The organism is Limosilactobacillus urinaemulieris, from assembly GCF_014838745.1.
Taxonomy (GTDB): Bacteria; Bacillota; Bacilli; order Lactobacillales; family Lactobacillaceae; genus Limosilactobacillus; species Limosilactobacillus urinaemulieris.
The window spans coordinates 1-13,683 of record NZ_JABUXR010000013.1 but is presented as its reverse complement, the minus strand read 5'-3'; the positions used below and the strand labels follow the sequence as shown (position 1 = coordinate 13,683).

Below are 13,683 nucleotides of genomic sequence, written 5' to 3'. Positions count from 1 at the left end.
AATAACATTCGTAACTGAAAAACTCTAGTTCCAGTTTATCTGGATACTAGAGCTTTTTTGCTTAAGACTTATATCTCTTAGAAATTAGTTATATCATTTATCTAGGGCAATCAAAATTATTTTCCATAAAAAATAAAATTAAAGTAATTTTACGTTATTGATAGTTGGAGGCAAAAAACATGAATGCAGAAATTATTTCGGTTGGTGATGAACTTCAGCGTGGTGAAATTGCGAATACTAATTCGGCATTTTTAGCAAAAAAGCTCAATTCGTTAGGCATTACGGTAGCATCACAAGTGACAGTCGGAGATGATCCGATCGTCATTATTGACTGTGTGCGGAATGCACAAGATCGCGCAGAGATTACTTTTGTTTGTGGCGGTTTAGGACCAACAGCAGATGATGTTACTTTGTCAGCGGTTGCCCGTGGTGTTGGAGCACTGGTAAAGACCGATGATCAAACCTGGCACCACCTTTTGAGGATCTTTGCACAGCGGCAAATTCCGGTTCAGCCTGAAAATAAGCGACAGGCACAATATATTGGTGAGCTGATTCCAAATTCACGGGGACTCGCCTTAGGAAGTTGGTTGAAAGCGAAAAAGCACCGAGTGGTAATTCTTCCCGGACCACCTGCTGAATTTCAGACAATGGTGGAGCAGGAGGTGCTTCCGCGAATTATCAAAGAATTTAGTATTCAAAAAACAATCCAAACACGAGCACTCCATTTCCTTGGTCGTCCCGAATCAACCTTAATGAGCGAGTTAAAGCCGATAATGGATGACTATCCTAATGTTGCTATTACCTCCTACGTCAAACCAACTAATATTGAGTTGCGGTTGACGATAATTGCAAATGTACAAGCGGATATTAAGGCAATCTTTGACCAAGTAACTAAGGCAATTCTGAAAAAAGAGCAACAATACTATCTGGGAATGGGGAACGACTTTAATTTAGCTAATGAAGTTGTTGGTCTCCTTAAGCAACAAGGGTTAACAATTACGGGAGCTGAAAGCTTAACTGGTGGACTCTTTCAAAGTACGGTTTGTTCTGTTCCCGGAGCTTCAGCGATCTTTAATGGTGGCTTTGTTACCTATGCTGCTGAAGCAAAAATTAACTTACTTGGTATTCCAGCTTCACTCATTAAACAAAACGGGGTTGTAAGTAGTGCGACTGCTCAGGCAATGGCAGATTATTCACGAAAGAAACTCGATGCTGACTTTGGGATCGGCTTTACAGGGGTAGCCGGACCTGATGAATTAGAAGGACAACCAGCTGGAACGGTGTGGATTGGACTGGCGCGTAAAGGGCAACCTACTATCTCTAAGCAGTTGCGATTGGCCGGATATTTGGGACGACAAGAAATTCGGCTATTGAGCGTCCAATATGGTTTACAGATGCTTTTACAAGAATTAAAAAAATAATCGAACGATTGTTTGCTAAAATTCTTGTTTTTTTGTCCAAAACTGTTATGATTATTAACGGATATTCCGTTTCAAAGGAGGAATTATTTTGGCTGATCAACGAAAAGCAGCACTTGATGTCGCAATTCGTAAAATTGAAAAGAATTTCGGTAAGGGTTCCATCATGCGGATGGGAGACGCAGCTGATATGAAGATTGCTACAGTTTCAAGTGGTTCATTAGCAATTGACAAGGCCCTTGGTGTGGGTGGTTACCCTCGGGGGCGAATTGTTGAAATCTATGGTCCTGAAAGTTCAGGTAAGACGACAGTTGCTTTACAAGCGGTTGCTGAAGTACAGCGTCAAGGCGGGACCGCTGCCTATATTGACGCTGAAAACGCCCTTGATCCTCAATATGCAGAGGCATTAGGTGTAAATGTCGATGACTTACTTCTTTCCCAACCAGATACTGGTGAAGAAGGGCTAGAAATTGCGGATGCATTAATTTCTAGTGGAGCAGTTGACTTGGTAGTTGTTGACTCAGTGGCTGCGCTTGTTCCGCGTGCCGAAATTGAAGGTGAGATGGGGGACGCCCACGTTGGTCTTCAGGCACGGTTAATGTCACAAGCATTGCGGAAGCTTTCTGGGGAAATTAATAAGACAAAGACGATTGCCATTTTTATCAACCAAATTCGTGAGAAAGTTGGTGTGATGTTCGGTAACCCAGAAACTACTACTGGTGGGCGAGCATTAAAGTTCTACTCAACAATTCGAATGGAAATTCGGCGGTCTGAGCAGATTAAAAACGGGACTAATGTTATTGGTAACCGGACTAAAATTAAAATCGTTAAGAATAAGGTTGCTCCACCATTTAAGCGTGCTGAAGTTGACATTATGTATGGTGAAGGAATTTCCAAGACCGGTGAGCTTCTTGACATGGCTGTCGAGCAAGACCTCGTTAAGAAGTCTGGTGCGTGGTACTCATATGGCGATGAACGGATCGGTCAAGGACGTGAAAATGCCAAGAAGTGGCTGGCTGAACATCCTGATAGTATGACTGAGCTGATGAATAAGGTTCGTGAAGCCAATGGAATGGAACCATTAAAGGATACCGCAAATAAGGCCCAGAATGAGAAGCAAAGTACTAGTTCCGAGGCTAAGCAAGAAACAATTGAAGAAGCAAGCAAAAAGTAACAATTTTAATAACTACTGGTAATAGATAAAGACCGGGGAAAGCATTTTGTTTTTCCCGGCCTTCTTTAATTATTGAAAGAATGGTTGACACCAATTAACGGCAAGCTTAAAATTTAATTTGTGTGGTATTTAATTTATCATACGGTTAAATTAAACTAATTAATTGAACCAATAATAAAAATAGTGAAAGCGGAGGTGAAATGATGGAAGCTTTCGGCTTAGTTTTCGCCGCGCTTGCTATGGTTATCGGTATTATTATTGGATATGCAATTCATAAAGTTTCTGTTGAAAAGCAACTTAAAGCTGCTAATCAAAGTGCAGAGCAAATTCTTTCCACTGCAAAACAAGATGCAGCGACGGCGAAAAAAGAGGCTATTTTAGAAGCCAAGGAAGAAAGTCATCGTTACCGAGAAAGTGTTGAACAAGAACTGAAACAACGACGGAATGAGGTTCAAAAGCAAGAAGATCGTCTCTTACAACGGGAAACCTCATTAGATCGTAAAGATGATACTCTTGAAAAGCGAGAAGGTGCTGTTGGTAAACGGGAACACCAACTTGAACAACAAACTAACCAGTTAAAAGTATCTCAAGAAAAGGCAGATTCATTAATTGAACAGCGACAACAAGAATTGGAAAAAGTTGCTCAACTGTCTCACGATGAAGCAAAAGCACAGGTCTTAGATCAGGTTAAGGAAGAACTAAAGACTGAGCGGGCAATTATGATTCGTGATAGTGAGCAAAACGCTGAATTAGTTGCTGATAAGACGGCAAAGAAGTTGATTGTTGAAGCAATTCAACGAAGTGCAGCGGAGGTTGTTTCTGAAGCAACAGTTTCTGTTGTTAACTTACCAAACGATGACATGAAGGGGAGAATTATTGGTCGAGAAGGACGAAATATTCGGACCCTAGAAACTCTGACAGGAATTGATTTGATTATTGATGATACTCCTGAAGCTGTTGTGTTAAGCGGATTTGATCCGGTTCGGCGTGAGATTGCTAAGATTGCTTTGGAAAAGTTGATTCAGGATGGCCGGATTCATCCGGCAAGAATTGAAGAAGCTGTTGATAAAGCGCGCCAAGAAATGGATGCTAACCTTCGAGAAACTGGAGAACAAGCTCTTTTTGATCTCGGAATTCATTCAATGCACCCGGACTTGATTAAGACAATTGGACGAATGAAGTACCGGACAAGTTATGGTCAAAACGTTCTTGATCATTCGGTTGAAGTTGCTAAGCTTGCTGGAATAATGGCAGCAGAGTTGGGAGAAGATGTGACGCTTGCTAAGCGGGCAGGTCTTCTTCATGATATCGGAAAGGCAATTGACCACGAAGTTGATGGTTCGCATGTTGAGCTAGGTGTTGAATTAACTACTAAGTATAAGGAAAATAAAGTAGTAATTAACACGATTGCTTCACACCATGGTGATGTTCCGGCAAAATCGGTGATTGCTGCGCTTGTTCAGGCTGCTGATGCTATTTCTGGTGCACGTCCTGGTGCGCGAAGTGAATCGCTTGAACAATATATTCAACGCTTAAAGAAACTAGAAAGTATTGCAAATGACCATAATGGTGTCGATCATAGTTACGCAATTCAGGCAGGTCGTGAACTGCGGGTAATAGTCAAACCGAAGAAAATTTCGGATCTTCAAGCAATTGCTTTGTCTCATGATATTAAACAGGAGATTGAACAGGAGCTTGAATACCCTGGACATATCAAGGTAACTGTTATTCGTGAGACTCGTGCGATCGACTATGCAAAGTAAATGACATGTTAGGGGAAAATGCTTTAATATGGTGAAGAGACTAGGTTACTTCCTGGCCTCTTTCTTTATTTTGCCATCCTCTTTCTTGCACTTGAATTACGCAAAAAATATAATAAATAAAGTAAAGATACGGTAAAAAACGTTTTAAGTTATATAGAGAGAAAATTTATGGGGTGAAATTAGGTGGCAAAGAAAACAACGCCAATGATGGAACAGTACCAACAGGTCAAGGATCAATACCCAGATGCATTTTTATTTTACCGGTTAGGGGACTTTTACGAGCTCTTTAACGACGATGCCATTAAGGGTGCTCAATTGCTTGAGTTGACGCTAACAACAAGAAATCATAGTGCTAAGAACCCAATTCCAATGTGTGGTGTTCCTCATCGAGCCGTAAATAGCTACATTGATGTATTAATTGATAAAGGATATAAGGTTGCAATTTGTGAGCAAATGGAGGATCCCAAGAAGGCAAAGGGGATGGTTAAGCGGGCAGTTACCCGGTTAATTACTCCAGGAACTCAAATGGACTTGAATGGTGATCAAGCTAAAAATAATAACTACTTGGCAGGAATCATTCGTCAAAATGGTCATTATTATCTGGCTTATACTGATTTATCAACTGGGGAGTTAAAAACAACTGATTTTGCAAGTGAGGACGAGACGATTAACGAGTTAATTAACCTGCAGAGTCGGGAAGTTGTCCTTGATGATTCAGTTGAAGATGATTTTAAGCAGCAGTTGACTAAAAGAAATATTTTACAATCACACCAGCCTGAAATTGTGAATGAAGCAGAAGTGAGTTACTTAACTCAAGATTTAACTGACGAGGGGCAGCAAGCTGTTGTTTCACTTCTGGTTTCATACCTGCTAACAACGCAAAAACGTTCACTAGCGCATTTGCAAAAAGCAATTTCCTACCGGCCCAGTTCTTTTATGAAGATTGATCACTATTCAAAAACTAATCTTGAATTAATGACCAATATGCGGAGCGGTAAACGACAGGGAACGTTAGCCTGGTTACTTGACGAAACAAAAACGGCAATGGGAAGCCGACTATTAAAACGGTGGCTAGATCGACCATTAATTGATCCAAAACAAATTGGTGCTCGTCAGGATAAGGTTCAAGAGCTCCTTGAACACTATTTTGAGCGGAATAATATTCAGCAAGAATTGATTAAGGTTTATGACTTAGAGCGTCTTGCTGGCCGAGTGGCATACGGGAGTGTTAATGGCCGGGACTTGATTCAGTTAAAGACTTCATTGCTCCAGGTACCAAAAATTAAGTACACCTTAGAGACACTTGATGCACCGGCATTTGTGGACTTAGAAAAGCAGCTTGATCCGTTAAGCGATGTGGCATCCTTGATTGAAAAATCAATTGTTGAAGATCCACCAATTAGCGTGACTGACGGCGGGGTAATTAAGGATGGTTATGATAAGCAGCTTGATGAGTACCGTGACGCGATGAATAACGGTAAGCAATGGATTGCAGATCTACAAAAGCACGAACGTGAAGTAACGGGAATTAATAACCTCAAGATCGGCTATAACCATGTTTTTGGTTACTATATCGAAGTAACAAAGGTTAACCTTAGTAAAATTCCTCGTGATCGCTATGAACGGAAGCAAACACTGGTAAACGCTGAACGGTTCTCAACGCCTGAATTAAAGGAAAAAGAAGCATTAATCTTGGGGGCCCAAGAAAAATCAACCGCACTTGAATATGATGTCTTTGTTAAAATTCGGGAGAAAGTGAAGGGACAGATTAAACGGTTACAAAGTTTGGCTCAAGCATTGTCGGAATTAGATGTTCTCCAAAGCTTCGCGGTTGTCAGTGAGGATTATCATTTTGTTCGTCCGCAAATGAACACGGGACACGTATTGAAAATCAAGGATGGTCGGCACCCCGTTGTTGAAAAGTTTATGGGGCATCAGGAATACGTTCCTAATGATGTTATGATGGATGAATCAACGGATATTCTTTTGATTACTGGACCAAACATGTCTGGTAAGAGTACCTATATGCGGCAATTAGCATTGACAGCGGTGATGGCCCAAATGGGATGCTTTGTTCCGGCAGAACGGGCAGAATTACCGATTTTTGACCAAATCTTTACTCGAATTGGGGCAGCGGATGACTTAATTTCTGGTGAAAGTACCTTTATGGTTGAAATGATGGAGGCTAATAATGCTTTAATGCACGCCACTGATCGCAGTTTAATCTTATTTGATGAAATTGGTCGGGGAACTGCTACCTATGATGGGATGGCACTAGCTCAGGCGATTATTGAATACATTCACGAACATTTACGGGCTAAAACGCTCTTTTCGACTCACTATCATGAGCTAACTGCTCTTGAAACGACTTTGTCGAGGTTAAAGAATGTTCATGTTGGTGCAACCGAAAAAAATGGTGAATTAGTTTTCTTGCATAAGGTGAGTGCCGGACCAGCAGATAAGTCGTACGGGATTCACGTTGCTAAATTGGCTGGTATGCCTGCAGATCTCCTTAAGCGTGCTGATCACATTCTTAGCTCTTTAGAAAAAAAGGATGTGAAGCTGCCAACGATTCCTGTCTCCACTAAGCAGCAACCCGAGACAAGTAAAGTTAAAGAAAGAACTACTCATGATGTTCCTCAACCGCCACTGGTTGATCCAAATGGACAACTGGAATTATTTGGATCTCCTGCGCCAAAAGCAAAGGATCCGGCAGCTGCAAAAATTATTAAGCAGTTAAAGAACCTCAACTTGATGGGGATGACACCGATGGACGTTATGAACCAAATTTACCAATGGCAGCAAAAGTTAAAGTAAGGTGGCATAAATGGGAAAGATCCATGAATTAACTAATGTATTAGCGGATCAAATTGCCGCTGGGGAAGTAATTGAACGGCCGGCATCCATTGTTAAGGAGTTGGTCGAAAATTCGTTAGATGCCAATAGTAAGCGAATTGACATTATCGTGGAAAATTCTGGTCTGGATAGTATCAGAGTGATTGATGATGGTTCTGGAATTGCAGATGATGATGTTGAAATTGCATTTAAGCGTCATGCTACCAGCAAAATTACAACTCGTCGCGATCTTTTTAAGGTCCGGACAATGGGATTCCGGGGCGAAGCATTGCCAAGTATCGCCTCGGTAGCTGATGTTACTTTAACAACAGCGACACCAGGTAGTACGACCGGTTCCTTAATCCATATTCATGGTGGTGAATTAGTTGACTTAAAGCCAGGACCAGCACGTCAAGGAACCGATGTGGTAGTTCGTGAGCTTTTCTTTAATACGCCAGCACGGTTAAAATATTTGAAATCACCCCAAACTGAATTGGCACGAATTACTGATATTGTGAATCGCTTGGCTCTGGCTAATCCACAAGTAGCGTTTAGCCTGACGCATAATAATAAGGAGCTATTCCGAACAGCAGGAAACGATAATTTACAACAGGTTGTTGCCGCAATTTACGGGATTCAGGTTGGCAAGAAGATGCTTCCCTTTGCGGGAGAGGATAATGACTTTAAGATTAGTGGCTTAGTTTCCTTACCTGAACTTACGCGAGCATCACGGCAATACATTACGATTACGATTAACCATCGCTATATTCGCAATTTTGAATTAACGAAAGCAATTATTAATGGCTACGAATCAAAATTGATGGTCGGCCGTTATCCGATTGCCGTCCTTAATATTCAGCTCGATCCCGTATTGGTTGATGTCAATGTGCATCCAGCCAAACGTGAGGTCCGGTTGAGCAAAGAGCCGCAACTGGCAGGGTTAATTGCCAAGGTTATTCGTCAACGGATATCAACAGAAAACTTAATCCCTGATGTAGACGCTAAACAATTCATTCCTGCCGAACCCGATGTGGATGATTTGGAACGACAACTGAATGAGGCTGCTAAACAGTATGAAACCCCATCGACTAGTTTTGCTCATTCTTCAACCGTTTCGTCTTCTGCAAGTGTAATTACAAATGGGGGGCCAGCGGATGTTGATGCAGCCGATAGCATTGTCCATGAACCAGTTGTTATCCATAAGAAAGACGAACTGGCAAGCTCGCGGATGCAAAAGTTTGACCACCGTTATCATGACGAGGGGATTGTTTACCCGTTTGGCAGCCCGGATGAGCAGGCTCCCCAGAAATCTACCCGGGCGGAAAGCATTGAACTAGATGTGCGAGATAAAAGTGATCAATCACAAAAACGGTTTCCTGATTTACAGTATATTGGTCAGTTGCAGGGAACTTTTCTCTTAGCACAGGCGGGGGATGGATTGTATATTGTTGATCAGCATGCAGCTCAGGAACGAATTAATTACGAAAAGTTTCGTAAAGAGATTGGCCAAGTAAGCGATGATCAGCAAACCTTTTTAGTACCATTAGTCTTAAATTATTCAACGGTTGATACGATGACGATTACTCAACACTTGGATACCCTTGAGGCAGTCGGCCTTCACTTAGAATCTTTTGGTCCGAATAGTTTTATTTTACGTTCTCACCCAACTTGGTTTACAGAAGGGCAGGAAGAAGCAACTGCTAAGGAAATGATTGAATGGCTGATTAATGATGGGAAAATTTCAGTTCATGATTTTCGTCAGCGGACCGCAATTATGATGAGTTGTAAACGGGCGATTAAAGCTAATCACCACCTTGATGATCGTGAGGCTAAGGCGCTTTTACAGCGATTGCCACAATGTGAAAACCCCTTTAATTGTCCGCACGGTAGGCCAGTAACGGTTCACTTTAACGACCGTGACTTAGAGAAAATGTTTAAACGGATTCAAGATTCGCATATCCCATTTGCTCAAGATTTTGATGAACACGAATTTTAAAAGAGGAGTACAAGAGAATGTATGAATACCTAACCGGGCTAGTTACAGTAGTCGAACCGCGTTACATTGTGGTTGAAGTAAACTGTATCGGTTACCGACTATTAGTTGCCAACCCTTATCGTTATCATATTGACAAGCAACAAAAAGTAACCGTTTATGTTTATCAAGCCGTTCGTGATGATGATATTTCGTTATTTGGCTTTAGTGATGAGGATGAGAAGCAGTTGTTTATGCAGTTGATCAATGTTTCTGGAATTGGTCCCAAAAGTGCTTTGGCAATTTTAGCCAATCCAGATCATGAAGGGTTAATCAATGCAATCGCCAATGATGATGTTAAATACCTGACGAGGTTTCCGGGAATCGGTAAGAAAACCGCTTCACAGATTTGCTTAGATCTTAAGGATAAGATTGAACGTTTGGCGCCAAGTGAAACAAACTTGTTAAAACCACTATTACCAGAGAGTGAAGATGTTAATGAGGCTTTACAGGATGCCCTAGAAGCATTGACTGCTTTAGGTTATAAAGAACGGGAAGTTAAGCGAATTAAAAAAGAACTGGAAAAGGAAGCAGGAACCTCTACAGAGGAATATCTGCGCCATGCTTTAAGACTACTAAACTAGAGGAAGGGGGTTAGAGAGGATGGCAGATCAGGATGAACATGAACTAGTTTCTGGCGAGACAACGGGAAAGGCAGAGTCGGTATTTGAACTAACTCTTCGTCCCCAAAGCCTAGCTGATTATATTGGTCAAACTAAGATCAAGCATGAATTAAATATCTATATTAAGGCCGCAAAAGAACGAGAAGAAGCATTAGATCATGTTCTTCTATACGGCCCTCCTGGTTTGGGGAAGACTACTCTCGCAATGGTAATTACCAATGAACTGGGAGTGAATATCAAAACAACGAGTGGCCCGGCAATTGAAAAGCCAGGAGACCTTGTAGCCCTGCTGAATGAATTGAAGCCAGGAGATGTCTTGTTTATTGATGAAATTCATCGCTTGCCGAAAGTAGTTGAGGAAATGCTGTATTCCGCAATGGAAGATTACTATATTGATATTGTAATTGGTGAAGGACCGACAGCCCACCCTGTTCATTTTCCACTCCCACCTTTTACTTTAATCGGTGCAACAACTCGTGCTGGAATGCTATCTGCCCCGTTACGAGATCGTTTCGGCATTGTGGAGCACATGAGTTACTATAACCAAGATGAGTTGACAAGGATTATTTTTCGTTCAGCCGGTATTTTTCAAACCAAGATTGAAGATGAGGGAGCGCATGAATTAGCCTTACGTTCACGAGGAACGCCACGAATTGCTAATCGCTTATTGAAGCGGGTTCGTGATTTTGCTCAGGTTGCTGGAAAGGGATCAATTGATTTAGTGAGTGTTCGCCAGGCATTGAAGTTGCTTCAAATTGATGACCAGGGCCTTGACGAGATTGACCGTAAGCTCCTTTTAACAATGATTAACTACTATCATGGTGGTCCAGTAGGGTTAAAAACAATCGCAGCTAACATTGGTGAAGAGAAGTCAACAATTGAAGAGATGTATGAACCATACCTTCTTCAAATTGGTTATTTAACACGAACGGCACGAGGAAGAATGGTTACGGCAGCCGGCTATAAGCATTTAGGTTTAGAGTACCCGGCAAAGTGAGGTTGCTATGAATAAGTATTTTGAAATTAATCGGATTAAAGAAGGATTGCGAACCGGGAAGCTTGTGGTTAATGGGTTAGAATTGAGGACACCACTACTTGTTCATTCAGCAGATGTAATTCAATACTTAAGACCAGGGCAAGTTCGCACCACCAACACTCGGGCGTTATATTACGATCCGGTAATTCTTGCAGAGAAACTGAGAAAAAAGGATCTTGTAGATTTGCCTGATTTACACCGGGTGCTCGGTTGGCAAGGAATATTTTTTACAACTTCCGGTGCTGCTGAAATTGGTAAGCTTGCTAAACCACGAGGATATAAGACTAATGGGGTTAATTTTCGACTGCCCAATCAGGGACAGTTGATTAGCTTATCACCGAAGAAGGCAATCCAGCTTCAAGAACAATCGGGAGCAGATATAACCGAGCAGTTATACCGTGACGTAAATTACTATGCTCCGGTTGATGACTTAGCTGCTGCAGTAGAATTAACGGGACATTGGTATGCAACTAATCAAGACACATTGTTCCCAATTACTGGCGGAGGATTAAAAAAACTTCATCGCCAGAGCATTGATTCTGTAACGGGACAGCGACCGTTTGGCTATTTTGTTACGCAAACTGACCAGGTTGATTCACTTGCTGAAATTAAGCGTAATCTTGCGGCAATAATAAAGTTACTACCGTTTGAAAGTCTGCGGGTAACGAAGACAACGGCTAATTTTGAACAATTGATAACGGTAATTCGTTCAGGGATTGATGTAGTTTACTCTGATGTTGCTGTTCACGAAGCAGTAATGGGCAATGTATTGGTGAATAAGGGAAAGCGTCTTGATTTTACTAGGGAGTCCTTTAGTGATGACTGGGAAACTATTGATTCAGAATGTCAGTGTCCTGTATGTACCAGTCACTATTCACGCGCCTATCTCCATTACCTTGCTAGAATAAATTCGCCACAATACACCAGTTTAATCTTGGAACATAATCTCTTCTGGCTAAACCAGTTTGTGGCTAACCTTAGTTCTAAAATTAATTGATTTTGATCACTATTCTACCTAGTAGTGAGTAGCTTTTTACCGTGTTTTTTGTTACAGTTAAACTTGAAGAATTTTGAAGGGATGGATATTCAGTGAACGGGTTACAATTTATGAACCTTGGCGCTGCATCAAGCAGTGCTAGTAGTTATTCTGGAATGATTTTAATCATTCTAATGATTGCTTTAATGTATTTCTTTATGATTCGCCCACAACAAAAGCAACGGAAGCAACATCAAGACATGATGAGTCAGTTGCACAAGGGTGATGAAGTTGTCACAATTGGTCGGATGCACGGGAAATTTGATTCAATTAACCGTGAAGACCGGACAGTTACTTTGGACTGTGAAGGAATTTACTTAACTTTTGATATGGTAGCAATTGCGCGGGTTGTTAAACCAGCGGATACTGCAGAAACTAAGGCTGAAGATAAGCCAGCCGAGGAAGCTGCCGAAAAGGAAGAAACTAGTTCTGATACTAAGGAAGAACTAGCTGCTTCTGATTCAGCTAAATCTGAAGCTTCAGCATCAGATGATAATAATGACGAAAAGTAATTGACACGTATAGCGAAACGTGGGAAACTTTTAAAGAATGTTATTGCAAGCCTTTTAGTTTGCAATTTCATAATGACAATAAGCGATTGTCATTATTATTGTTGAGTGTTCGCATTTTCGCTCATCACGACTGTAAAACAGGAGGGAATTTAGAATGCAAATTGGATTGATTGGTTTAGGTAAGATGGGTATTCACCTTGCTCAAAACATGATGAACAATGGTAACGATGTTGTTGCCTTTGATTTGGATCAAGACCTTGTTGATGAAGCTGCATCTTATGGTGCAACTAAGTCAAGCAGTCTTGAAGACATGGTTTCTAAGCTTGATAAGCCACGTACTGTATGGGTAATGGTTCCAGCTGGAAAGCCAACTGACAGCACCATGGAAAAGTTAGCTGAATTGCTTGATGCTGATGATGTTGTTATTGATGGTGGTAATACTTTCTGGAAAGATTCTATGGGCCACAACCGTATGTTTACCGAAAAGGGTATTCACTACTTCGACTGCGGTTCCTCCGGTGGTTGGAAGGGTGCCCTTAAGGATGGTAACTTCATGATCGGTGGGGATGACAAGAAGGTCTTTGACGAACGTCTTGCTCCACTTTACGATGGTATCGCTGAAAAGGATGGTTACCTTTACACTGGTAAGGCTGGTTCTGGTCACTACCTTAAGATGGTTCACAACGCAATCGAATACGGTATGATGGAAGCTATGGGTGAAGGTTTCGAAGTTCTTGAAGCTTCTGACTTTGACTACGACAACGCAGCTGTTGCTAAGATGTGGAATCATGGTTCTGTTATCCGTTCATGGCTGATGGAATTGGCTCAAGAAGCCTTCGAAAAGGATCCTCACCTTGATAAGATTGCTGGTCGGATGCACAGTTCTGGTGAAGCTCACTGGACTTTGATGGATGCGATGGACAAGCAAGTTCCAACTCCAGTTATCTACGAAGCATTAAGTCAACGGTTCCGTTCAATGCAAGATGACAGCTTTGATGGTAAGGTTGTTTCTGCATTACGGAATGGTTTCGGTGGCCACGCAATGGACAAGGCTAAGTAAACCTTAATTAATAATAAGAGCAGGAAACTAGTACAAAGTTTAAAATATACCTTTATATAAATTTCCTAACGATAAATGGGTATCTGTCAACTGGTATTGATGGATATCGATACCACTCACAGAAATGTGGGTGGTATTTTTTATACAAAAAGACAATCAATTCTTAAAAAGAAAAATTTTTGATTGGCAAAACC

Annotated in this window: 10 protein-coding genes; all 10 read left to right on the top strand. The window is 41.4% G+C overall.

The features are described 5' to 3' along the window. Positions 1-179: 179 nt before the first annotated feature. The 10 genes from HUK45_RS06975 to gnd all read left to right on the top strand — a co-directional run bounded on the left by HUK45_RS06975 (position 180) and on the right by gnd (position 13,489). On the top strand, positions 180-1,421 hold the full coding sequence (locus HUK45_RS06975) for a competence/damage-inducible protein A (RefSeq protein WP_191911722.1): 1,242 nt from the start codon (positions 180-182) through the stop codon (positions 1,419-1,421). An 88-nt stretch (positions 1,422-1,509) separates the two neighbouring features. Continuing rightward, positions 1,510-2,592: a recombinase RecA gene (gene recA / locus HUK45_RS06970; RefSeq protein WP_191911721.1), complete on the top strand. Its 1,083-nt coding sequence runs from the start codon at positions 1,510-1,512 to the stop codon at positions 2,590-2,592. A gap of 203 nt (positions 2,593-2,795) precedes the next feature. Next, a complete protein-coding gene (gene rny / locus HUK45_RS06965) occupies positions 2,796-4,355 on the top strand; it encodes a ribonuclease Y (RefSeq protein WP_191911760.1) in 1,560 nt (519 codons plus the stop codon). Between the two features lie 183 nt (positions 4,356-4,538). Continuing rightward, a complete protein-coding gene (gene mutS, locus HUK45_RS06960; protein ID WP_191911720.1) occupies positions 4,539-7,172 on the top strand; it encodes a DNA mismatch repair protein MutS in 2,634 nt (877 codons plus the stop codon). A 10-nt stretch (positions 7,173-7,182) separates the two neighbouring features. Continuing rightward, positions 7,183-9,186, top strand: coding sequence for a DNA mismatch repair endonuclease MutL (gene mutL / locus HUK45_RS06955; protein WP_191911719.1), 2,004 nt, complete (start codon positions 7,183-7,185; stop codon positions 9,184-9,186). Positions 9,187-9,203: 17 nt separating this feature from the next. Continuing rightward, positions 9,204-9,806: a Holliday junction branch migration protein RuvA gene (ruvA, locus tag HUK45_RS06950; RefSeq protein ID WP_191911718.1), complete on the top strand. Its 603-nt coding sequence runs from the start codon at positions 9,204-9,206 to the stop codon at positions 9,804-9,806. 19 nt (positions 9,807-9,825) lie between these two features. Next, positions 9,826-10,842, top strand: coding sequence for a Holliday junction branch migration DNA helicase RuvB (ruvB, locus tag HUK45_RS06945; RefSeq protein WP_191911717.1), 1,017 nt, complete (start codon positions 9,826-9,828; stop codon positions 10,840-10,842). A gap of 7 nt (positions 10,843-10,849) precedes the next feature. Continuing rightward, the gene (locus HUK45_RS06940; protein ID WP_191911716.1) at positions 10,850-11,878 is read left to right on the top strand and encodes a tRNA-guanine transglycosylase; all 1,029 of its coding nucleotides are present in this window, start codon (positions 10,850-10,852) and stop codon (positions 11,876-11,878) included. A gap of 110 nt (positions 11,879-11,988) precedes the next feature. Continuing rightward, positions 11,989-12,429, top strand: a complete 441-nt coding sequence (yajC, locus tag HUK45_RS06935) for a preprotein translocase subunit YajC (protein WP_191911759.1) — start codon at positions 11,989-11,991, stop codon at positions 12,427-12,429. Between the two features lie 154 nt (positions 12,430-12,583). Further along, positions 12,584-13,489, top strand: a complete 906-nt coding sequence (gene gnd / locus HUK45_RS06930; RefSeq protein ID WP_191911715.1) for a phosphogluconate dehydrogenase (NAD(+)-dependent, decarboxylating) — start codon at positions 12,584-12,586, stop codon at positions 13,487-13,489. The last annotated feature ends 194 nt before the right edge of the window (positions 13,490-13,683 follow it).

Excerpts from the sequence above, each read along its gene's own strand:
- HUK45_RS06975 (WP_191911722.1), top strand. The coding sequence starts at position 180 with ATGAATGCAGAAATTATTTCGGTTGGTGATGAACTTCAGCGTGGTGAA.
- rny (WP_191911760.1), top strand. The coding sequence starts at position 2,796 with ATGGAAGCTTTCGGCTTAGTTTTCGCCGCGCTTGCTATGGTTATCGGT.
- mutL (WP_191911719.1), top strand. The coding sequence starts at position 7,183 with ATGGGAAAGATCCATGAATTAACTAATGTATTAGCGGATCAAATTGCC.
- ruvA (WP_191911718.1), top strand. The coding sequence starts at position 9,204 with ATGTATGAATACCTAACCGGGCTAGTTACAGTAGTCGAACCGCGTTAC.
- ruvB (WP_191911717.1), top strand. The coding sequence starts at position 9,826 with ATGGCAGATCAGGATGAACATGAACTAGTTTCTGGCGAGACAACGGGA.
- HUK45_RS06940 (WP_191911716.1), top strand. The coding sequence starts at position 10,850 with ATGAATAAGTATTTTGAAATTAATCGGATTAAAGAAGGATTGCGAACC.
- yajC (WP_191911759.1), top strand. The coding sequence starts at position 11,989 with ATGAACCTTGGCGCTGCATCAAGCAGTGCTAGTAGTTATTCTGGAATG.
- gnd (WP_191911715.1), top strand. The coding sequence starts at position 12,584 with ATGCAAATTGGATTGATTGGTTTAGGTAAGATGGGTATTCACCTTGCT.